This is a genomic window from Phyllobacterium sp. SB3 (genome assembly GCF_040009165.1).
Lineage (GTDB): Bacteria > Pseudomonadota > Alphaproteobacteria > Rhizobiales > Rhizobiaceae > Phyllobacterium.
On the sequence record NZ_JBDYKI010000004.1, the window covers coordinates 296,131 to 317,893 of the forward strand.

25 protein-coding genes are annotated in these 21,763 nt (G+C 53.7%); 18 read left to right on the forward strand and 7 right to left on the reverse strand.

Going from position 1 to position 21,763, the window contains the following annotated elements:
* Nucleotides 1-37: 37 nt before the first annotated feature.
* From dprA to ABKW30_RS16885, 4 genes are read right to left on the reverse strand one after another with little or no spacing between them, the layout of a single operon-like run.
* A complete protein-coding gene (gene dprA / locus ABKW30_RS16870) occupies nt 38-1,171 on the reverse strand; it encodes a DNA-processing protein DprA (protein WP_348600057.1) in 1,134 nt (377 codons plus the stop codon).
* On the reverse strand, nt 1,171-1,776 hold the full coding sequence (plsY, locus tag ABKW30_RS16875; RefSeq protein WP_348600058.1) for a glycerol-3-phosphate 1-O-acyltransferase PlsY: 606 nt from the start codon (nt 1,774-1,776) through the stop codon (nt 1,171-1,173). The genes dprA and plsY overlap by 1 nt, the downstream gene beginning before the upstream one ends.
* 18 nt (nt 1,777-1,794) lie before the next feature.
* Nucleotides 1,795-3,081: a dihydroorotase gene (locus tag ABKW30_RS16880; protein WP_348600059.1), complete on the reverse strand. Its 1,287-nt coding sequence runs from the start codon at nt 3,079-3,081 to the stop codon at nt 1,795-1,797.
* Nucleotides 3,078-4,043 carry an aspartate carbamoyltransferase catalytic subunit gene (locus ABKW30_RS16885; RefSeq protein ID WP_348600060.1) on the reverse strand — a complete coding sequence of 322 codons (966 nt, stop codon included), beginning with the start codon at nt 4,041-4,043 and terminating at the stop codon, nt 3,078-3,080. The genes ABKW30_RS16880 and ABKW30_RS16885 overlap by 4 nt, the downstream gene beginning before the upstream one ends.
* Before the next feature lie 211 nt (nt 4,044-4,254).
* Between ABKW30_RS16885 and ABKW30_RS16890 the strand changes: the two genes are divergently transcribed.
* On the forward strand, nt 4,255-5,886 hold the full coding sequence (locus tag ABKW30_RS16890; protein WP_348600062.1) for an acyl-CoA dehydrogenase family protein: 1,632 nt from the start codon (nt 4,255-4,257) through the stop codon (nt 5,884-5,886).
* Nucleotides 5,887-6,157: 271 nt separating this feature from the next.
* The gene (locus ABKW30_RS16895; RefSeq protein ID WP_348600063.1) at nt 6,158-6,487 is read left to right on the forward strand and encodes a DUF6105 family protein; all 330 of its coding nucleotides are present in this window, start codon (nt 6,158-6,160) and stop codon (nt 6,485-6,487) included.
* On the opposite strand, the gene ruvX is transcribed toward ABKW30_RS16895, so the two are convergent.
* Nucleotides 6,451-6,951, reverse strand: coding sequence for a Holliday junction resolvase RuvX (gene ruvX, locus ABKW30_RS16900; RefSeq protein WP_348600065.1), 501 nt, complete (start codon nt 6,949-6,951; stop codon nt 6,451-6,453). The two genes, ABKW30_RS16895 and ruvX, sit on opposite strands and share 37 nt — an antisense overlap.
* Before the next feature lie 124 nt (nt 6,952-7,075).
* On the opposite strand from ruvX, the gene ABKW30_RS16905 reads away from it, so the two are divergent.
* The 12 genes from ABKW30_RS16905 (at nt 7,076) to ABKW30_RS16960 (ending at nt 16,408) form a co-directional block, all read left to right on the forward strand.
* Nucleotides 7,076-7,780 (forward strand): metal-dependent hydrolase, encoded by a 705-nt coding sequence (locus ABKW30_RS16905; RefSeq protein ID WP_348600066.1) that lies wholly within the window; start codon nt 7,076-7,078, stop codon nt 7,778-7,780.
* A 63-nt stretch (nt 7,781-7,843) separates the two neighbouring features.
* Complete coding sequence (locus ABKW30_RS16910; RefSeq protein WP_348600068.1) at nt 7,844-9,538, forward strand: hypothetical protein; 1,695 nt, start codon at nt 7,844-7,846, stop codon at nt 9,536-9,538.
* 81 nt (nt 9,539-9,619) lie between these two features.
* Nucleotides 9,620-9,907, forward strand: a complete 288-nt coding sequence (gene gatC, locus ABKW30_RS16915; protein ID WP_348600071.1) for an Asp-tRNA(Asn)/Glu-tRNA(Gln) amidotransferase subunit GatC — start codon at nt 9,620-9,622, stop codon at nt 9,905-9,907.
* A gap of 7 nt (nt 9,908-9,914) precedes the next feature.
* Entirely contained in the window at nt 9,915-10,397 is a 483-nt protein-coding gene (locus ABKW30_RS16920) for a GNAT family N-acetyltransferase (RefSeq protein ID WP_348600072.1), read from the forward strand.
* A 9-nt stretch (nt 10,398-10,406) separates the two neighbouring features.
* Entirely contained in the window at nt 10,407-11,888 is a 1,482-nt protein-coding gene (gatA, locus tag ABKW30_RS16925) for an Asp-tRNA(Asn)/Glu-tRNA(Gln) amidotransferase subunit GatA (RefSeq protein WP_348600073.1), read from the forward strand.
* On the forward strand, nt 11,879-12,358 hold the full coding sequence (locus ABKW30_RS16930) for a GNAT family N-acetyltransferase (protein WP_348600074.1): 480 nt from the start codon (nt 11,879-11,881) through the stop codon (nt 12,356-12,358). Before gatA ends, ABKW30_RS16930 begins: the two co-directional genes overlap by 10 nt.
* Nucleotides 12,359-12,360: 2 nt before the next feature.
* Nucleotides 12,361-13,155 carry a YdcF family protein gene (locus ABKW30_RS16935; protein WP_348600075.1) on the forward strand — a complete coding sequence of 265 codons (795 nt, stop codon included), beginning with the start codon at nt 12,361-12,363 and terminating at the stop codon, nt 13,153-13,155.
* Complete coding sequence (locus ABKW30_RS16940) at nt 13,155-14,333, forward strand: NAD(P)/FAD-dependent oxidoreductase (RefSeq protein WP_348600423.1); 1,179 nt, start codon at nt 13,155-13,157, stop codon at nt 14,331-14,333. The genes ABKW30_RS16935 and ABKW30_RS16940 overlap by 1 nt, the downstream gene beginning before the upstream one ends.
* Nucleotides 14,334-14,344: 11 nt before the next feature.
* Nucleotides 14,345-15,091 (forward strand): GNAT family N-acetyltransferase, encoded by a 747-nt coding sequence (locus ABKW30_RS16945; protein ID WP_348600076.1) that lies wholly within the window; start codon nt 14,345-14,347, stop codon nt 15,089-15,091.
* A 77-nt stretch (nt 15,092-15,168) separates the two neighbouring features.
* Nucleotides 15,169-15,534: a GFA family protein gene (locus ABKW30_RS16950; RefSeq protein WP_348600078.1), complete on the forward strand. Its 366-nt coding sequence runs from the start codon at nt 15,169-15,171 to the stop codon at nt 15,532-15,534.
* Between the two features lie 72 nt (nt 15,535-15,606).
* Nucleotides 15,607-15,786 carry a flagellar FlbD family protein gene (locus ABKW30_RS16955; RefSeq protein ID WP_348600079.1) on the forward strand — a complete coding sequence of 60 codons (180 nt, stop codon included), beginning with the start codon at nt 15,607-15,609 and terminating at the stop codon, nt 15,784-15,786.
* Between the two features lie 439 nt (nt 15,787-16,225).
* Complete coding sequence (locus ABKW30_RS16960; RefSeq protein WP_348600080.1) at nt 16,226-16,408, forward strand: hypothetical protein; 183 nt, start codon at nt 16,226-16,228, stop codon at nt 16,406-16,408.
* Nucleotides 16,409-16,500: 92 nt separating this feature from the next.
* On the opposite strand, the gene ABKW30_RS16965 is transcribed toward ABKW30_RS16960, so the two are convergent.
* Nucleotides 16,501-18,033: an acyl-CoA carboxylase subunit beta gene (locus ABKW30_RS16965; RefSeq protein ID WP_348600081.1), complete on the reverse strand. Its 1,533-nt coding sequence runs from the start codon at nt 18,031-18,033 to the stop codon at nt 16,501-16,503.
* Nucleotides 18,034-18,165: 132 nt separating this feature from the next.
* On the reverse strand, nt 18,166-18,606 hold the full coding sequence (gloA, locus tag ABKW30_RS16970) for a lactoylglutathione lyase (protein ID WP_348600082.1): 441 nt from the start codon (nt 18,604-18,606) through the stop codon (nt 18,166-18,168).
* 267 nt (nt 18,607-18,873) lie between these two features.
* Between gloA and ABKW30_RS16975 the strand changes: the two genes are divergently transcribed.
* The 4 genes from ABKW30_RS16975 (at nt 18,874) to cysE (ending at nt 21,746) form a co-directional block, all read left to right on the forward strand.
* The gene (locus ABKW30_RS16975) at nt 18,874-19,455 is read left to right on the forward strand and encodes a cold-shock protein (protein WP_348600083.1); all 582 of its coding nucleotides are present in this window, start codon (nt 18,874-18,876) and stop codon (nt 19,453-19,455) included.
* A gap of 10 nt (nt 19,456-19,465) precedes the next feature.
* Nucleotides 19,466-19,945 (forward strand): DUF192 domain-containing protein, encoded by a 480-nt coding sequence (locus ABKW30_RS16980; protein ID WP_348600084.1) that lies wholly within the window; start codon nt 19,466-19,468, stop codon nt 19,943-19,945.
* On the forward strand, nt 19,942-20,718 hold the full coding sequence (locus ABKW30_RS16985; RefSeq protein ID WP_348600424.1) for an alpha/beta hydrolase: 777 nt from the start codon (nt 19,942-19,944) through the stop codon (nt 20,716-20,718). The genes ABKW30_RS16980 and ABKW30_RS16985 overlap by 4 nt, the downstream gene beginning before the upstream one ends.
* A 203-nt stretch (nt 20,719-20,921) precedes the next feature.
* A complete protein-coding gene (gene cysE / locus ABKW30_RS16990; RefSeq protein ID WP_348600085.1) occupies nt 20,922-21,746 on the forward strand; it encodes a serine O-acetyltransferase in 825 nt (274 codons plus the stop codon).
* Nucleotides 21,747-21,763: the final 17 nt, after the last annotated feature.

Sequence of the window (21,763 nt, forward strand, 5' to 3'; positions counted from 1 at the left end):
GAGCAGCGACCAACTGCGAAAGAATATTCGCAAGGTATCAGACATACGCCAACGAAACGTGTCCTCCTGAGTGTCGCTGTAATCGGCCTGCAAGATCCAGCTCCAGAAGAATCAGCATTACCGCCGAGGGGTGCAATTCACTGGTTCGAATGATGTCATCCACATCGACAGGCACCGGCCCAAGCAAGCTAAACAGCCGGTCCCTTTCGGTCTCATCCGGCGAGGCGGGCGAGGTAAGCTCGCTCGCAGGTGCAAGGAAGGCCGAATCTTCAAGAGTGGGCCGCTCTATAAGGGGAGTAAGCGCGCTGATGATGTCATCCGTTCCTGTTGTTACAATGGCGCCATTTTTCAAAAGCTCGTTGGTGCCCTTTGCTCTTGGATCAAGCGGCGATCCGGGTACGGCGAACACAAGTCTGCCGAGTTCGCCGGCCAGACGCGCACTGATGAGCGAGCCGGACCTTTCGGCAGCTTCCACAACCACCAGACCTAGGGATAATGCTGCGATTATGCGGTTACGCCGTGGAAAATCCCGCGCTCGGGGTTCCCAGCCAAGCGGCATCTCGCTGACAACAGCACCACCCTGTTCCGGAATGGCTTTATAGAGTCCGAGATTTTCTGGAGGATAGGGATGATCAAGACCACCAGCCATGGCGGCCACGGTTCCGTACTGTAAGCTTGCTTCATGTGCGGCGGTATCAATACCCCGGGCAAGGCCTGAAATGGTGGCGAAGCCTGCCTCGCCAAGCTCGCGTGCAATCATACGGGCAAACTTGATGCCAACAAGCGAAGCGTTGCGTGCGCCAACGATTGCAACCGGAGGCAATCTGAAAACATCAGGATTTCCTTTGATCGCCACCAATGGCGGCGGATTGTCGCTTTGCCGCAGATAGTGCGGATAATCCGGTTCACCTATGCCCGTGAAACAGACACCCATTTTTGCCGCAGCACGCAGTTCCCGTTCGGCGTCATCCATACTGGCTATGCGGATCGGTTTGCCCCGCCCGCCACGGCGGACAAGTTCGGGAAGCATTTGGATTGCATTGGACGCAGATCCACAATGGGCGATCAGGTCACGAAACGTCGCCGGGCCTACATTTTCGCTACGGATAAGCCGAAGCCAGTTCAGCCTCTGCTCGTCAGAAAGGCGAATGCCTTTCTCTTTTTCATTCATTATTTAGAGCCGATTCTACCTTCGGTACCTGAAACAAGCCGCTCAATATTGGCGCGGTGTTTAAAGAAAACGATGATTGTCAAAATGAGAAATAAAAATGCGATCTGGTGAACACCGATAAAATATAATGCGACAGGGGTAATTATGGCGGCGATGAGCGCGGCAAGGGATGAATAGCGGGTTGTAAAAGCGATGATGAGCCAAACGGCTGCGAATATGAGCGCACCTTGCCAGAACAGGCCGAGCAGGACGCCGATATAGGTAGCTACGCCTTTACCGCCTTTGAATTTAAGCCATACAGGAAAGATATGGCCAAGAAAGGCGCCGAGACCAGCAGCAATGGCAGCTTCGGGACCGGCTATGCCAGCGATAAGAACAGCGGCGGTGCCTTTCAACATATCAAGGATGAGGGTAGCTGCGGCGAGCTTCTTGTTGCCGGTACGCAGCACGTTCGTCGCGCCAATATTGCCGGAGCCGATGCTACGCACATCGCCGAGGCCAGCCATTCGTGTCAAAATCAGACCAAACGGTATGGACCCCAGCAGATAGCCGAAGACCAATGAGAGGAGCAGAAGTGGAATTCCGGCGTTGAAGAAATCCGACATATACCCGTTCCCTTGGGTTTAAATTGAAAAGACCGATTTTCCTGCAACAAATGTCTGGACAACGCGGCCCTGAAAACGTGCGCCTTCAAAACAGGTGTTCTTTGAGCGAGACGTCAAATCTTCTTCCCTGACAATCCACGGTTCGTCAAGATCAACTATGGTCATATCCGCTATCGCGCCAGGCTGCAGTGAACCTGCTTCAAGACCGAAAATCCGGGCAGGGGCCGTGGACAGAGTTTCAATGATGCGAAGAAGCGGTACATCGCCATTGTGGTAAAGACGCAGTGCTGCACCAAGCAGGGTTTCGAGGCCGATTGCACCTGCGGCCGCATCCGCAAAGGGCAGGCGCTTCGTATCGACATCCTGTGGATCATGCGCAGAAACTATAATGTCGATGGTGCCATCGCGCAGGCTTTCGACCATGGCGAGGCGATCTTCCTCCAGACGCAGCGGAGGTTGCAGGCGGAAGAAGGTGCGGAACTCGCCAATGTCATTTTCGTTGAGCGAAAGATGATTGATCGATACCGCTGAGGTAACGTTCAGCCCATTCTGCTTTGCCCGACCTATCACCTCGGCAGACATGGCAGTGGAAATCTGTGCCGCGTGATAGGCGCCTTTGGTCAAGGCAGCAAGGCGCATGTCGCGCTCCAGCGGAATGACTTCGGCTTCGCGCGGCGTGCCGGAAAGGCCAAGCCAGCTGGCATAAAGCCCTTCATTCATCACGCCATTGACGCCAAGATGAGCGTCCTGCGTTTCATGGGCAAGAACGACGCCAAAATCCCGCGCATAGGTTAGGGCGCGGCGCATCAGCTGCGTATTCGCGATCGAATGGCGACCCTCGGTAATTGCCACGGCTCCGGCTTCGCGAAGCAGGCCAATCTCGGTCATTTCCTCGCCGGACAAGCCCTTGGTAACTGCCGCTGCCGGGTAAACATTGACGACTGCGGTATCGCGCGCTGTGCGCTTGACGAATTCGACCAGCGCAACATTGTCGATGACCGGATCAGTGTCCGGCATCATGATGATGGAGGTTACGCCGCCAGCCGCTGCCGCATGGCTTGCCGATGCAATGGTTTCGCGATGTTCACCGCCCGGTTCGCCGATAAACACGCGAGAGTCTACAAGCCCGGGCAACACCGCCTTGCCACGGCAATCAATAATGGTGGAGCCAGCAGGTGCACCCTGATTGCGGGCATCGGCACCGCTGGCGACGATCTTGCCGTCCTTTATAATGAGAGTGCCGACTTCATCGAGACCGCGCGAGGGATCGACAATGCGGGCATTGTTGAGAACGGTGGTGCTCATCCGGCAACTCCTTCCGGATTACGGCGCGGATCAAGCAAGGCTTCCATGACCGCCATGCGCACAGCGACGCCCATTTCCACCTGTTCCTGAATGACGCTCTGCGAACCATCGGCGACATCGGACGCGATCTCAACACCGCGATTCATTGGGCCGGGATGCATGACCAGAGCGTCGGGCTTGGCGTATTTGAGCTTTTCACGATCAAGCCCGTGATAGCGGAAATATTCTCGCACCGACGGCACGAAAGAGCCGGCCATGCGCTCGCGCTGCAAACGCAGCATCATGACGACATCCACGTCTTTCAGACCTTCTTCCATGCTGTGGAAGACTTCAGCACCCATATGGGCAATACCGGCAGGCAGGAGTGTTGAAGGCGCAATCACACGAACGCGCGCGCCCAAGGCATTGAGCAGGATAATGTTTGACCGCGCGACGCGCGAATGCAGGACATCGCCGCAAATCGCGACCGTCAGCCGGGCAACCTTGCCCTTGGCACGGCGGATTGTCAGCGCATCGAGCAGGGCTTGGGTTGGATGTTCATGCGCGCCGTCACCGGCATTGACCACCGAACAGCCGACCTTTTGCGCCAGAAGCGCTGCGGCACCGGCGGAAGCATGGCGGATGATCAGGATATCAGGGCGCATCGCATTGAGCGTCATCGCCGTGTCAATCAGCGTTTCGCCTTTTTTCACCGACGAATTGCCAACGGACATATTCATCACGTCCGCGCCGAGGCGCTTGCCCGCAAGCTCAAAGGAGGATTGCGTTCGCGTGGATGCCTCAAAGAACAGGTTGATCTGGGTGCGGCCCCGCAGGGTCGTCTTTTTCTTCTCCGATTGCCGTGAAACGGCGACTTCGCTGTCGGCGAGATCGAGAAGCTGGATGATGTCTTGCGGGGAAAGCCCCTTGATGCCAAGCAAGTGGCGGTGGGGAAAAAGCAAAGGAGAGGTTTTTGATGTCATATCAAGTGTCCCCTATAAGCGCGATAACTCCTGGCTGCAAGCGCTGCCGGACGCCATTATCCCTCGCTCCCCAATTAATTGTCTGAAAAGTCGAAATGGCTGTGCATCGCCACGATGAATATCGACTATCAGGAAAGAGTCCATATATTAACCGCTTGTCAGAATGTTCGCTCCATATAGAAGAAAAGCGAATTTGAATCAGGACAGTTTCTTGAAAACCCACGACGTGCTTAACCAGACCCCACCAATGACCGGGCAAAACGCTTATCTGGGCGATCCGCTATTGATGCAGATCACCAAGCGATTCCCGAAAAGCGTGCGTGATGAACTGGAACAGAGCGGGCGTTTCGTGCTGTCTGCCGATGCACTGGATCTGGCGCGGCTTGCCAATACAGAAACGCCGAAGCTGCGGACGCATGATCGTCAGGGCTTTCGCGCTGACGTGGTTGAGTATCATCCGGCTTATCATGCCTTGATGCGCCGCTCTGTCGGGCAGGGCCTGCATTCGTCCATATGGGAGGATGGCAAAGCGGAGTCCGGTTTGCGGCATCAGGCACGCGCCAGCCGCTTTTTCCTCACCTCGCAACTGGAATGCGGGCACCTTTGCCCATTGACAATGACCAGTGCATCGCTGGCCGCTTTGATGGCCGCACCAAACCTGTACCGCGAATGGTCGCCGCTGATCGTGCCGCGCAAATATGATTCAAGTAATAAATCGCCAGCAAAGAAGACGGGCCTGACCCTCGGCATGGGCATGACCGAAAAACAGGGCGGCACGGACGTCAACACCAACACGACCAAGGCGGAACCCGCTGGCAGCGGTTTCTATCGCATCACCGGGCATAAGTGGTTCATGTCTGCTCCGATGTCCGATGCGTTTCTGGTGCTGGCTCAGGCGCGCGAAGGGCTGTCGTGCTTTCTGGTGCCGCGTATCCTGCCTGATGGCTCATCGAATGGTTTCCGCTTCCAACGGCTGAAAGACAAGCTCGGCAACCGTTCAAATGCCTCGTCCGAGGTTGAGTTCGAGAATGCGCTCGGTCAGATGGTCGGCAATCCCGGCGATGGCGTTAAAACCATCATCGATATGGTGACGCTGACACGGCTCGATTGCTCGATTGCCTCGGCGGGTTTGATGCGGGCAGGGCTGGCGGAAGCCGTGCACCACGCCCGTCATCGCATCGTCTTCGGTGGTCCGCTTATCGACAAGCCTTTGATGCTACGTGTGCTCGCCGATATGGCACTGGATTCAGCGGCTGCCACAGCGCTGACCATGCGCCTTGCCCGAGCATTCGACAACGCAGCCCGGGATCGCGGCGAGGCGGCTTTTGCCCGCGTCATGACGCCAGTGGTCAAATACTGGGTGGCAAAGATCGCACCGGCGATGCTTTATGAAGCAATGGAATGTCTCGGCGGCAATGGCTACATCGAAGAAGGCAATCTTGCGCGCTTCTATCGTGAGGCTCCGGTCAATGCGATCTGGGAAGGCTCCGGCAATGTCATGGCGCTCGATGTGCTGCGCGTGCTGAAGCGCGGGCCACAGCTTTTCGATGAAGTTCTGAACTGGATCGGCTCGCAGCTTGGGCGTGGCGGGCAGGGTACTGTGGAAGTGCTTCGCGCTGCCATGCGCGTGGCTGAAAACGACGAGGGTGCAGCGCGCATCCTGACCGAGCAACTGGCGCTGGCCGCCGCAGGTGCCGAACTGCGTTATCTTCATTCGGAAGACATAGCCGACGCATTCATCGAAACACGTCTCGGCGGTCAGTGGCGTACGACCTATGGCATGCTCGATGCCCGGCATAACGCCTCAAATATCGTCAATTCGCTGTATCCATCTGCTGCCTGATTCGGCGGGGATGCGGTAAACCAACCGTTTGCCAGCGTCGCCTAAACGGCATTTGAGTCAAATTTTTCTAAAATGACACGTAAAAACTGCTGTCGAGGCCAAAGAGGGCTCTCGCTAATTCCTTCAATTTGAATTAAATTTTCTTAAATTAACCTTAACAAATGGTTTACGTTGCGGCTAACCTCTTAACAGATATCAGTTTGAGTCGAAACACTTCGTAAAAACCGTGGGTTAAGCCAATGAAGCCTGTCATCCCATCAAGGAGCATTCAATGCGCAACTTCCTGATTTTCTGGGGCGGACCGCTGCTTTTCTTGTGGGGATGGTACTTCTTGTCCTACTACGACATAAGCATGGGCATGCACTTTTTCAGCCGCGAATTGCATGATCAGGTCTTCACGATCTACGGCAATATCCTCGGAATAGCGCCGGAGAGCATTCCGCCGCTGGTTGCCAGAGCGTGCATTTTCGATACTGGCTTGGTGTTGCTGCTGATTGCATTCCGGCGTCGCCGCAAGATCATCGCCTGGGTGAAGGCATGGCGCGCTGAACGCGCGGCTGCTTCCTATGCAAAGGAATTGCCGTCTGCGTCGGTTTCCTGACGCAGGCTTTGCAGGCGATCCAATGCGCCCTGCAAAATGAAAGCAGCGGCGGCCGAGTCAATTCGTTCCGCCCGCTTTTGTCTTGAGACATCCATACCGATAAGGGCGCGTTCGGCCGCAACGGTTGACAGGCGCTCATCCCAATAGACAAATGGAAGATCGGTAAGCTTTTCCATGTTGCGAACGAAGGCGCGGGTCGCCTGTACACGGGGTCCCTCACTGCCATCCATATTGACCGGTAAACCAATGACAATCGCCCCGACATTATCAGCGGCGAGCATTTTCAGCAGATCCCGTGCGTCATGAGTAAATTTGGCGCGCCTCAGCACGGGCCGCGGATTTGCAAAGGAAAAACCCCGGTCTGAAATAGCAATCCCGATTGTCTTGGTGCCGAGATCAAGTCCTGCAACGGTCTTGCCACCAGCGACATGCTCTTCCAGTTGCTCAATGGCCAAAATCGTCAAAGTCTTTTGCTTCCTGCTGTTGTCTGATCGTTGATTGATCGTTGATTGATCGGTTTAATCTGTCACATAAACATAATAAGCGCTTCTGGCGAGGCATGACTTAACTGACGAAGGATTGAGAACAATGAAAATCACCTGGCTGGGCCATTCCGGTTTCCGTATTGAAACTGCGAAGAACATCATTCTGATCGATCCATTCCTCAATGGAAATCCTGGTGCCAAAGGCGTTGATTTCAAGGAAGCGACCAAAGGCGTCAACCATATCATCCTTACGCATGGCCATGGCGATCACGTTGGCGATACCGTTGGGATATCCGGCGATACGGGCGCCTTGGTTACAGGCAATGCTGATCTGGTCACGTGGCTGGGTTCAAAAGGTGTCGCGCGCGTCGATCCGACAAATACGGGTGGAACTGTTTCTTATGACGGTTTTACAGTTACTTACGTCAATGCGCTGCATTCATCTGCACACATGACTGAGGATGGGGTTTCGCACTCTCTCGGCAATGCAAACGGCATCGTGCTGCATTTTGAAGATGAGCCGACGCTTTATCATATGGGCGATACAGACATCTTTTCCGATATGGCTTTGATTAATGAACTGCATCAGCCGGAGATCGGCATTGTGCCGATTGGCGACCGTTTTACCATGGGTGGAGCAGTCGCAGCACTTGCAGCACGCCGCTATTTCAAATTCGGAAAAGTCATCCCGTGCCACTACGCATCCTTCCCTATCATCGACCAGACCGCTGACAAATTTGTTGCCGGAATGGAAGGGGGAGACAGCGAAGTTGTTGTCGCTGAGGTAAATAAGCATTTTACTGTTTGATTTTGGTTTGTTAGAGCCGTTTGCAGCGGTGATGCACATCACCGGAAAACCTTGGAGAATATCTTGCGTAAATTGCTGCTGATTTCCTGCTCGCTTCTGGCTCTTACACCCGCTGCCGCGCAAACAGTCGACGCCAATGGCGCGAAGGAACTTGCAACGACCTTGTCGAAGTATTTCGGCAAGACTGCCATCGAAAAGAATATCCTGAGTGTCAAGCCGGAGGGTGACAACTACAAGGTCACCTTGAGCACGGCCAAGCTGCTCGAAGTTCTGCCGAAGCAGGAGTTTTTCAAAGGTGACTTCGGCGAATACAGTTTTTTGACCAAGCCATTGGCTGACGGATCATGGGATGTCTCGTCGAAGACGTCGTTCAAAGGTTCGATTGAAATAGATGCGCCGACCGGCAAAGAAAGCACGCAGTGGTCAGCTGACAATATGGATTTGAAGGGCAATTTCGATCCGAAGATTGGAACTTTCTCCAAGGCAACAGCCACATATGATGGCTTCAAGATGAGTTCAACTGCCCCAACGCAGCAAATGGAAGCGACAGCGGGCAAGGCGAAAGCCGAAATGGTTGCAACAGCCAATGCGTCTGGCGGCGTGGATTTCACACAAGTCCAAACAATTGACGATTTCAAGGAAACGATTTCATTCAAGTCCGACCCTGCTGCTGACGAGACAGTGACTGATGGTGAAGTAAAGCCAACCGATCCGGCTGCATCTGAGGAGTTGATGAAGATCGGCGTTAGTGCCGCGAGCCTTGGTGTTGATGGGAAAGGTAATGGTTTCAGATACGTAGAGCTTTTGGATCTTTGGGCATTTTTTGTTGCGCACTCAGACGACTTTGCCAAGACGCCGGAAGAAAAGACCAAGCTCACGGAAACCAATCAGGCTGAACTGAAGACAAAACTGCTTGCTGTCTTGCCGCTCTGGGAAAAACTGGTTGGGTCGTATCATTTTTCGAATTTGAATGTTGAGTCGCCAGTAGGGCCGTTTCTTGCCAAGAATATTTCGCAGGAATTGAACCTCGACGGTATCAGCAAAAATGGCACCTATAATTACGCTGTGCGGACGAATGGCCTCCAGTATCCGGTTTTACCTATTCCGGACTGGAGCGCTCCATTCCTTCCGACCGATGTTGAGCTTTCTTTCGGCACGGAGGGGCTCGATCTCGATACGGTTGTTCGCGGCGCCATCAAGGAAATGGATTTGAACAAGGAACGCCCGCTTTCGGATGAGTTTACCGAAAACACAGCGGCCGCCTTCATGCTTAATCCGCCAAAGGTTGTTATCTCGAAAAGTCTTGTCAGAACAATCGATGCGGAACTTTCGGTAGAGGGTGAGGTGACGTTCCCGATGCTCAAACCGCAGAGCCGTACCACATGGGAAATGGCCGGATTTGACAAGCTGGTGGATCGGCTCAACAAGGCTTCGGAAGAAGAGCCGGAGATCAAAAATTATATCGTCTTCGCCAAGCTGGCTAAGGATTTCGGCAACGAATTACCCGATGGACGAATCCAATGGGTTGTCGATCAGAAAGTGGATGGTTCGATCCAGATCAACGGCAATGCCGTCAAAGGTCCGGACGCTGCCGGAAAGCCTCTGTTTGACAGCTCCATCTTTGGTCTGACCCCGGATGACGATTCCGCTGTCACCGACGACGATGATGCAGCCACATTGGATGACGATTCAATAGACACGGAAGACGCTCCACTGGACGACGAACAGCAGGAAGTAGCGCCAGACCCTGCGCAGTAACGCGTATCTGTTGTTGTCCGTTGCGCTCGAGCGTAACGGACACTATAGCTGCAACATCAAAATCTGAATTCAGGAATTCCCATGTCCGTCGATACTGCCACCGTAAAACGCGTTGCGAACCTTGCCCGCATCGCGGTCACCGAGGATGATGTTTCCCGGATGACCGGCCAACTGAATACGATCCTCGGTTTCGTTGAGCAACTGAACGAAGTGAATGTCGAGGGTGTCGAGCCGATGACCTCTGTAACGCCCATGGCCATGAAGAAGCGTCAGGATGTTGTCAATGATGGCGACAAGGTTGCCGATATCGTTGCCAACGCGCCGACAACTGAAGAAAACTTCTTCGTCGTACCAAAGGTCGTGGAGTAATTTCGTCATGGCTGTTTCTGTTGCGATAGAAACCCCCTTGCAGGATGATGTGCGATCGCTGGTGAGCGATCTCAATGATCACCTTCTGCCGCTTTCGCCTCTGGAATTTCAGTTCAAGATGACAGTCGAACAGATGGCTGACGCGGATACTACGGTGCTAGTAGCGCGCGATGAAACGGGACAGGCAATAGGCTGTGGCGCGTTGAAAGACCATGGCGATGGTGTCGGTGAGGTCAAGCGCATGTTTACCCGACCAACGGTTCGCGGACAACGCATCGGCTCAGCTTTGCTTGAGGCAATTACGGCGCTTGCCAGTGACAAAGGGATGAACCGGCTGGTTCTGGAAACTGGATCGACGTCCGGATTTGAACCGGCCTGGCGCCTTTATGAGCGCTCAGGGTTCACGCGTTGCGGCGCACTGCTCGACTATCCGGATTCTGAATATAGTGCATTTTACGAAAAGCGGCTCGCATTAGCGCCAGCCCAATAAGGACTTACGATGACCGATCTAACCGCTCTCACCATTGCCGAGGCGCGCGACCAGCTGAAAGCCAAGGCAATTACTGCCACGGAACTGACTGGCGCCTATATTCAGGCAATCGAGAACGCAAACGAGGCGCTGAACGCCTATATCGTCACGACACCTGAAAAGGCGCTCGAGATGGCGAAAGCTTCCGATGCCCGTCTCGCTGCCGGCAATGCCGGTGCGCTTGAAGGCATTCCGCTCGGTATCAAGGATCTGTTCGGCACTGAAGGCGTCCACACGCAGGCGGCATCGCATATTCTGGACGGGTTCAAGCCGCATTACGAGTCGACTGTTACAGCCAATCTTTGGGCAGATGGCGCTGTCATGCTCGGCAAGCTGAACATGGACGAGTTTGCCATGGGGTCCTCCAATGAGAGTTCCTATTACGGGCCCGTGAAAAACCCTTGGCGCGCAAAAGGCTCCAACACCGATCTCGTGCCAGGTGGCTCATCAGGCGGTTCTGCCGCAGCGGTCGCTGCGCGGCTTTGCGCCGGTGCCACTGCGACCGATACGGGTGGGTCAATCCGCCAGCCAGCAGCTTTTACCGGCACAGTTGGTATCAAGCCGACTTACGGCCGTTGCTCGCGTTGGGGCGTTGTTGCCTTCGCATCATCGCTGGATCAGGCAGGGCCGATTGCCCGCGACGTGCGTGACGCGGCTATCATGTTGAGGTCGATGGCTTCCGTCGATGCCAAGGATACAACCTCCGTTGATATCGCAGTGCCTGACTATGAAGCCGTGATCGGCAAGCCGCTTGCGGGCATCAAGATCGGCATTCCAAAAGAATACCGCGTTGACGGCATGCCCGAGGAAATCGAAAAGCTTTGGCAGCAGGGGATTAGCTGGCTCAAGGATGCCGGTGCGACGATTGTTGATATTTCATTGCCGCATACGAAATACGCGCTTCCGGCCTATTACATTGTTGCCCCAGCAGAAGCCTCATCGAACCTCGCGCGCTATGATGGCGTTCGCTACGGCTTGCGTGTTCCGGGCAAGGACATTGTTGATATGTACGAAAACACCCGCGCCGCAGGATTCGGCGAAGAGGTAAAGCGTCGTATCATGATCGGCACCTATGTGCTGTCTGCTGGCTATTACGATGCCTATTATCTACAGGCACAGAAGGTACGCACGCTGATCAAGAAGGATTTCGAAGACGTTTTCCATGCGGGCGTTGATGCGATCCTTACACCTGCCACGCCCTCGGCAGCTTTCTGTATTGCGGATCAGGAGATGAATTCCGATCCGGTGAAAATGTATCTGAATGATATTTTCACTGTTACCGTGAACATGGCAGGCCTGCCGGGCATTGCTGTTCCCGCTGGTCTGGACAGCCGCGGTCTGCCGCTTGGCCTCCAGCTGATCGGGCGGCCATTCGACGAAGAAACACTGTTCCAGACCGCCTATGTGATCGAGCAGGCGGCAGGCAAGTTCAACGCTCCGAAATGGTGGTAATCAGGCGCGCAACAACAGCCGACATAGGAGCAATCGCTGCTGTCGGCTCCAGCGCCTGGGCTTCCAATATCTTTTCGTTTGAACCGGAAATGCCCGGCATGCGTACGCATGTGGAGAAGGCCTTCCGGGATTTCGCTGAAACTTCTTATCCTACCGTACTCGTTGCTGAAGTCGGGCAGGAAGTGGCCGGTTGGGGTGCGCGGGAAGAAGATAATGACTACATTTCCGATCTCTGGGTCCTTCCGGCGGTACAGGGACAGGGTATTGGATCGACACTGTTGCGTGAAATGAAAGCGGCAATACAGCGGGCTGGGTATTTGAAGGCTCGGATCAGCACGCATGCCCGCAATACCGGCGCAATCAGACTCTATCAGCGCGAAGGCTTCAACATTGTCGAGCAGGGGCCGGAGTGGTCGACAAGCCTTGAGCGCGAAATCGACAAGGTGCAGATGCTGGCTCATTTAGGGTAATCATGTTTTTTGTATTTTCAAAGATTTTCTGGTTTTTCGCGCAACCGCTGAACTTCGCCATCATTCTTATGGCTCTTACATTCCTGTTGCTGATCTGGCGCTGGCGGCGTCTGGCAATGACGACGGCGGCAATTGCGTTTCTGGTGCTGGGTCTTGGCGCGTGGACGACGCTTGGCGCACTTATGATCAATCCACTGGAGGATCGTTTTCAGCGACCGGATACACTGCCGCAAAAGGTCGACGGCATTATTGTGCTCGGCGGCGGTTTCGAAGGCGGTGTCAATCTGGTGCGCGGCGGCTATGAACTCAATGCCAGCGGCGATCGTTTCGTTGAAGCTGCCATTCTGGCGCGCCGTCATCCGGAAGCAAAGGTTGTGGTGACGGGTGGAACGGGCACCTTGTTGCTGGATGGTGAAGCAGACGGTGTAACCGCGCCGCGCCTGCTGACAGCCCTTGGTATGGCATCAGAACGGCTGATCCTTGAGAGCAAATCACGCAATACCTATGAGAATGCGGTGTTTACCAAAGAAATGGTGGAAGCAAAACCGGGAGAAACCTGGCTGCTCATTACATCGGCATTCCATATGCCGCGCTCCATGGGGCTGTTCCGCAAGGCGGGTTTTGATGTGGTGCCATGGCCGGCGGATTACCGCGCATCCGGGGCTGAAACCATCGGGCTCGCGGAGGATAACCCACAGGATTCCTTGCAGAACGTGGCTATCGCAGGGCGTGAATGGGCCGGACTGCTGGCCTATTGGCTGGCGGGGCGCACCGATCAGCTGTTTCCTGCGCCATGATCCCGCAAGTCGACGTTCTCATCATTGGAGCGGGTGCGGCAGGCATGATGTGCGCCATTGAGGCGGGCAAACGTGGCAGATCCGTGCTGATTGTCGACCATGCTGCTTCGCCCGGCGACAAGATACGTATTTCCGGCGGCGGGCGCTGTAATTTCACCAATATCAATGCGGCACCGCAGAACTACATCGGCAAGAACCCGCATTTCTGTATCTCCGCCTTACGTCGCTACACGCAGCGCGATTTTCTGGGCTTAGTAAACCGGTACGGCATTGCATGGCATGAAAAGACACTCGGCCAGCTTTTCTGTGATGGCTCTGCAAAGCAGATCATCGATTTGCTGGTGACGGAAATGAAGCAGGCGGGAGTGGACCTGCGCCTGCGGACAACTGTCGATTCAATCGCGCAAAGCGACGGCGGCTATCTGGTCGATCTGGCTGGCGACAAGATAAAATGCAGTTCTCTTGTTGTTGCTTGCGGTGGTAAATCCATACCGAAAATGGGCGCAACAGGGTTCGGTTATGACATCGCCCGACAGTTTGGTCTGGACGTTACAGAAACTCGTCCGGCATTGGTCCCGCTAACCTTTGACGAGAACACTCTGGCACCACTCAAGCCGCTTTCGGGCATCTCCGTTGACGCGGTGGTCAGTCATGGCAAGACCAAATTCGCCGAGGCCATGCTTTTCACTCATCGTGGTCTCAGCGGACCATCCATATTGCAGATTTCTTCATTTTGGCGGGAAGGTGACACGATCAGCGTGGCCATGCTGCCCGGTGTAAAGGTACTTGATGCCTTGCGCGCCGCGAGAACGCGCAATGGTCGTCAGGCATTGCAGACCGCCTTGAGTGAATTGCTGCCAAAGCGGCTGGCGCAGTTGATTGCTGAAAACAGTGGTATCGATAAGCATCTTGCTGATCTTTCAGACAAACAATTGCTGGCAGTCGAGAAGGCCGTGAATGAATGGCAGGTCAAGCCCGCAGGTTCGGAAGGTTACCGCACTGCCGAAGTGACGCTTGGCGGTGTAGATACCGATGGGCTGGACCAGAAAACCATGGAAGCGAAAGCTGCAAAGGGCCTTTATTTCATAGGTGAGGTTGTAGACGTAACTGGTTGGCTTGGCGGGTATAATTTTCAATGGGCATGGTCATCCGGCTGGGTGGCAGGGCAGGCGGTATAGGAGCACACAATTTGGATGACGATCTGAACTGGCGGGTCGAGGAAGCCTGTTTCAATGCCTGGCCATCGCCAAGGCAGGTTCTGCATGGTGGCTGGCTGATGCGATTTTCCGGTGGCGGCGTCCGTCGTGCCAATTCGGTCAATCCTTTGGGTGGTCCCCGCGCTAAACCGGCTGGCGTCATTGATGCCGCTGAAAAGCTTTATCAATCGCTTGGACGCGATTTCATTTTCCGCATTCCCGCCATCGCCAATGAAATGGAGCCGCTACTCGTAGAGCGCAATTACGACTTTGAAGGTGGAAGTACCGTGCTTCGCTGCGATTTGGCACAGCACAAGGCACAAAATGCCTCGGCGGCTGGCCTTTCCCGCGAAATGACTCCCGACTGGTTGCGCGACAGCGCACGCATCGCCGGTTGGTCCAACGAAGAACAGGTCATATTCAGCGCCATGGTTGCGTCGATCGTGGTGCCCAAGGCTTTTGCCTCCGTTAGTGTGGATGGCAAAATCGTTGCCAAGGCATATGGTGCCATAAGCAATGGTCTTCTTGTATTGGAGTCGGTAGCTACTGATCCGGATTACCGAAAGCGTGGTCTTGGTCAGCGAACGGTAGGCGCTTTACTGGATTGGGCGAAAGACGAGGGAGCAACGGCGGCATGTCTGCAAGTTGCTACTGACAATCAGCCTGCACGGGCGCTTTATGCTTCGCTCGGATTCAACCAGGAACTCTATAGTTATCACTACCGGAGAAAGACAAAATAATGATGCTCCTGACACTAGGTTGTCAGGAGGTCTCATGTATTCCCTGCGTTGAGATACTCATCGAACGGGAGAGAACCATGACTATTCCGGCCGGATGTCATTGCGGGGCAATCAAATTTGAAGTCAGTGAAGTTCCTGAATCTGTCACGGTTTGCAGTTGCACATTTTGCGCGAAGCGCGGAGCGCTTTGGGCCTACTACACACCTGATCAGGTGAAGCTTTCAGTAAAGCCGGAAGCTGATGCCATATACTCGAAAAACGGTATGGCAAAACATCACCACTGCAATGTTTGCGGTTGTGGCACTTTCTCAGAGGTACCAACCTGGGTGGACTACCAGCCCGACTGGGAAAACCCGCGTATCAGCGTGAATGCGCGGCTCTTCGAAGATTTTGACATCGCTTCGCTGCGGGTGGACGAGGTTGACGGAAGGAATCTCTGGTAAGTGATTGCTTGATTGAAAGAATCCTGCTTCCCTCTTCTGGAGACGCTCTTCATCATACAGGGAGGTAAGGCCATGTGGATCAAGCTTACAGACGTAAATGGCGATCACATCACGTTGAACTTCGATCATGTTGTCTCGTTTAATCCCTATGGGACGGGCACCCATATTGTCACGATCACGACGGGGCTGACCTTTTTCGTCAAAGAAACCGCCGAAGATATCCAAAACAAGGTCGGCGTGAAGAGCAGTTAAGCCTTTTCAGACTGTGCAGCCAAAGTGACCGTAGAACTGGCGGCAACTGATCGCCAGCTACTTTGGCCTTATTTGTTCGCAAGTTGCCTGTTCTGACTTCCAGCGGGACTGCAGGAGCGGCACGCGCGCCCGTCATTCCTGTGGAAGGCGCAGACCCTTCATTTTGTTCCGGGAAATTTTTGGCACAAATATTACCGCTGCGCGATCATTAAGTTGCGGGCAGGGTGTGAAGCCCGAAACATTCATTGCGCTTTTCTTGGCTTTGCCGGAACCTTTGCGCGTTTCACTTGTTATATCAAATACAAGTCAAAATCGGATACAAATAGTGATTTGTTAAATCGGTTTAGTTTTCGTAGAAAGCCATAATGCAACGGAATTTAAACTGTATGCCGGTAGGGGTTTACTCTCTCTGAGGGTATTTTTATGGAGGTATCAAATAATGATAACAATAAATAACGATACGTCATCGACAGTTGATACAAATGTACTGAAGATGGCACAGGTGGCCAAAACCAATTCCAAGCTTGTCAAAGCTGCAAAAAAGCTTAGCGAGCCATGCGATAAGCGCTCGATTTCCCAGATTTTGCGGGACTCAAGCGGCGGCTTCAGCTTCCGCCGGTAATTCCAGATATATTGGATGTTGAAGGCTCTCCTGTGGGGAGCCTTTTGTTTTAGCCACGCTTGCTGGTAATGATGAAGTTCAATTTGGTACGTTTAAAGCGGGATATTGTCGTGTTTCTTCCAAGGGTTTTCGAGATCCTTGTTACGCAACATGCGCAACGCTCGTGAAATCCGCTTGCGGGTGGAATGGGGCATGATCACTTCATCGACATAGCCGCGTTCAGCGGCAACGAATGGTGACAGGAAGCGATCTTCATAGCGTTTGGTGTGCTCGGCAATCTTGTCGGCATCGCCAATATCCTTACGGTAGATGATCTCCACGGCACCCTTGGCACCCATGACGGCAATCTGCGCCGAAGGCCAGGCATAATTGATATCACCCCGCAGGTGTTTTGAAGCCATCACATCATAAGCGCCGCCATAGGCTTTGCGCGTGATGAGCGTAATTTTGGGAACAGTGGCTTCCGCGTAGGCAAAAAGCAGCTTGGCACCATGTTTGATCAACCCGCCATATTCCTGCGCTGTGCCGGGAAGGAAGCCGGGTACATCGACGAAGGTGACGATGGGAATGTTGAAGCAATCGCAGAAGCGTACGAAACGTGCGGCTTTGCGGGAAGCATCACTATCGAGGACGCCAGCAAGCACCATTGGCTGGTTGCCGACAATACCGACAGTGCGGCCTTCTATCCGGCCAAAACCTATAACGATGTTTTTGGCGAAGCTTTCCTGAATTTCAAAGAAATCCGCTTCATCGACAGTTTTGCGGATCAGCTCTTTGATATCATAGGGCTTGTTCGCGTTATCCGGCACAAGGCGATCAAGTGAGTAATCCATCTCGTCTGTCGGCTGATAGCATTCGATCTGCGGCAGCTCGGCAGTGTTTGAAGCGGGCAGAAAATCGATCAGGCGGCGCATCTGGAGAAGTGCTGCGACATCATTGTCATAGGCACCGTCTGCAATTGACGATTTGGTCGTGTGGATCGACGCTCCGCCGAGCTGTTCGGAGGTCACGGTCTCATTGGTGACGGTTTTCACAACGTCCGGCCCCGTGACAAACATATATGAAGTGTCACGCACCATGAAGATGAAGTCAGTCATGGCCGGCGAATAAACATCGCCGCCTGCACAAGGGCCCATAATCACCGATATTTGCGGGATGACACCGGATGCAAGTACATTGCGCTGGAAAATTTCAGCATAGCCGCCAAGCGCTGCCACACCTTCCTGAATACGCGCACCACCAGCGTCATACAGCCCAATAACAGGTGCGCGATTGCGCAGCGCCATATCCTGTATTTTCTGAACTTTTTCAGCATGAGCTTCGGAGAGTGAACCACCGAAGACGGTAAAATCCTTGGCAAACACAAAGACAGTGCGGCCATTGACGGTGCCCCAGCCGGTGACAACGCCATCACCGGCAAATTTGGTGTCTTCCATGCCAAAATCAGTGGAACGGTGTTCGACGAACATGTCGAACTCTTCAAAGGAGCCTTCATCGAGGAAAATATCGATACGTTCGCGCGCAGTGAGTTTGCCGCGCTTGTGCTGGGCCTCGATACGGGTCTTGCCGCCACCTTCGCGCGCAATAGTCCTGCGGCGCTCAAGCTCGATAAGCACATCCTTCATGGCGTTCCTCCAAATTGCTCATTTCTGATAACAGGAGAGCGTGGACCTTGGAAGATGCAAGAGGATTGAATTTAGCCGGGTTGTGGCTTGGCCTGCCCGGAATGGCCGGACAGGCTATATCGGATTCAATAATTACCAGGTGCCGGTATTTGGCATGGATAGCCATGGCTCCTGCGGTGCCAGTGCCGGACCTTTCTGGATCAGCTCGATGGAAATGCCATCGGGCGAGCGGATGAAAGCCATATTGCCGTCACGGGGAGGACGGTTGATGACGACGCCCTTGTCTGACAGATTCTGGCACGTTTCGTAGATATTATCGACAACATAGGCTAGATGACCGAAATTACGGCCACCCGTATATTCCTCCGGGTCCCAATTGTAGGTCAGTTCCAGTTCAGGCGCGCGTTCGGCCGCCGAGCGGCCTTCATCTTCCGATGCTGCGAGGAAGATGAGCGTGAAACGTCCCTTTTCATTTTCGGTGCGGCGAACTTCTTTCAGGCCGAACTTGTTGCAATAAAAATCCAGCGATTCGTCGATGTCGCGGACGCGGACCATTGTGTGGAGATAGCGCATCTTTAGCCTTTGGGTTCTTTTCGTGGGATTGAAACAGCAATGTCGTCTCGCCAGCAAGGGCAAGTGACTGGCAATATCGATAACACTTATTGCTTACGCGAACAAACCCGCGAGCTAATTTCATGAGACTGATTGAGGATAAACGCAGGTTTTGGTTATAGTTTGAAAGAAAACACCAAGTTGATACTTGCTCTCCGCTATCGGACAGGTGTTATTCTTCAATAAGAGAATCAGTGTTTCGTTTTCGGGAGAGGAGGGGCTCGCTTCATGTCAGACAGAACAGTATCGACCGAAATCTCCCACAATGACGAAGGCGCAAACGATAGTCTTGATCTCATCGAGGTTTCCGGCGCGATCAAATGGTTCGATGTTGCCAAGGGTTACGGGTTCATCGTTCCGGATAATTCTGATCTTCCTGACATTCTGCTTCATGTAACCTGTCTGCGCCGTGATGGTTTCCAGACTGCCCTCGAAGGCGCGCGCGTGGTTTGCGAAGTCAAGCAGGGCGAGCGTGGCATGCAATGTTTCCACGTCAAGTCGATGGACAATTCGACTGCGGTGCATCCGACCGAGCTTCCTCCTGTACGTACGCATGTGACTGTGACGCCCTCCAGCGGTCTGGAACGCGTTCTGGTCAAGTGGTTCAACCGCACCAAAGGGTTCGGGTTTCTGACACGCGGCGAGGGTACGGAAGACATTTTCATTCATATGGAAACGTTGCGCCATTTCGGACTTACCGAGCTACGGCCCGGACAAGTTGTACTGATCCGTTTCGGCAATGGCGAAAAGGGCCTTATGGCTTCGGAAATTCATCCTGACATCGGCACGCAATTGCCAGTTTCTCACTGAAGACCAGTTGATGAGCCGCCTGAAGCTATTTCTGACCGCTATTCTGTTTTCCCTGATATCCGCTTTTCCTGCGCTGGCGCAGGAAAACGAACCTATGCATTTGCCGGTAGATCCCGTGCTGCTGACGATCAACACAGCCAAAGGCGACGTGCCGTTCAGTGTTGAAGTTGCTGATGAGGAAGAAGAGCGTCAACGTGGGTTGATGTTCCGGACCGACCTCAAGGATAACAGCGCCATGCTGTTTGTGTTTGACCGGACAAGGCTTGTTACCATGTGGATGGAGAACACGCCCTCTGCATTGGACATGCTCTTCCTCAATGAAAGCGGCCGCATCGCGGCAATCCGCCAAAATGCCGTGCCGTTTTCGCGTGATACTATTTCGTCTGGCGGGCCGGTAAGGTTTGTCGTTGAAGTAAAGGCTGGAACGGCACAACGTCTCGGTTTAAGAGTTGGCGACAAGGTGCGGCATCCCGCAATTGAAGTCAAATAACGGACAGAAAAATGCAATTCTTTGAAAATGACGGGTTAAAGCTTGCCTATGTCGATGAAGGCGAGGGCGAGCCCGTCCTGCTCATTCATGGCTTTGCTTCATCGTCATTTTACAATTGGGTGCAGCCGGGCTGGATTCCTGCATTGACGGCCGCTGGCTATCGGACGATTGCGATAGATAATCGCGGCCACGGCGAATCCGACAAACCGCATGACAAGTCAGTTTATACGCCAACACGCATGGCGGGCGATGCTGCGGCATTGCTCGACCATCTCGAAATAAAGTCAGCCCATGTAATGGGCTATTCAATGGGCGCGCGCATCAGCGCTTTTCTCGCTTTGGAGCATCCGGACCGCGTGCATGATCTGGTGTTTGGCGGTTTGGGCATGGGCATGGTTGAAGGCGCCGGCGATTGGTCACCTATCGCTGAAGCGCTGATGGCAGATGATCCCGAAGCGATCACGCACCCGCGGGGCAAGATGTTCAGGATGTTCGCGGACAAGACCAGAAGCGACAAGATCGCGCTGGCAGCTTGCGTCATTACTTCAAAGGAAGAAATCAGCGCTGAAAATATGGCGCGTATCAAGCAGCCGACACTCGTTGCCGTGGGCACAAAGGATGATATCGGGGGCAGCGCTCAAAGGCTTGCTGCGCTGATGCCTCATGGCGAAGCAATCGACATTCCAAATCGCGACCATATGCTGGCGGTGGGCGATAAAGTGTTCAAGCAGGCGGTGCTGGAGTTTTATCAGCGTAATCCTATCACTCGCTAAGCAAAACCAGCTTCATTCCTTGCAGAAACGCGTAGTTTGGCCTAGGCATGGCGTTTGTCGATAGTGGCAATGATCAAGCATATGAACGGCATCTTCAAAATTACTTGCGCTTCCTGCTTTGGAATTTGAGGTGTCAAGAAACCGCTTTTGCCGTATAATCGACCGCAGAGTATAAAATTCGACTGAATGCCTGGAGCTAGAAAATGTCAGCAAGCGTTCCGATAAAGATGACTAGCTCGATCAAGCAGATCGATCCGATCTGGCATGCAATCCGGGCCGAAGCAGAAGAAGTCGTGCGCAATGAACCATTGCTTGCGACGTTTCTTTACACAACTATTTTGAATCATCAGTCGCTGGAACAGGCGGTTATTCATCGTATTTCCCAGCGCCTCGATCACCCGGATGTCGAGTCCGAGCTATTGCGCCAGACATTTACGGCGATGCTTGAAGCGAATCCATCCTGGTCGCAGATTCTGCGCGTCGATATACAAGCTGTTTATGATCGTGACCCTGCCTGCACGCGGTTTATGGAGCCTATCCTCTATTTCAAGGGATTTCAGGCCATCCAGACTCATCGTCTTGCACATTGGTTATGGCATGAAGGCCGCAATGATTTTGCGCTTTATCTGCAAAGCCGCTCATCTTCCGTTTTCCAGACAGATATTCATCCGGCAGTTCCCATGGGGCAGGGCGTGTTCTTCGACCACGCCACGGGCATCGTCGTCGGTATGACCGCTGTTATTGAGGATAATGTCTCTATTCTTCAGGGCGTTACGCTCGGCGGTACGGGCAAAGAAACCGGCGATCGTCATCCCAAAATTCGCAACGGCGTTCTTATTGGTGCCGGAGCAAATATTCTTGGCAATATCGAGATCGGTCATTGCTCGAAAGTGGCATCCGGCTCGGTCGTTCTGAAGCCTGTTCCGCACAATGTGACCGTAGCTGGTGTTCCTGCACGCATTGTTGGAGAAGCAGGCTGCTCGGAGCCATCACGTGCCATGGACCAGCTTGTAACCAATTTCGAATAAGCGCGTTTCTGTATTAC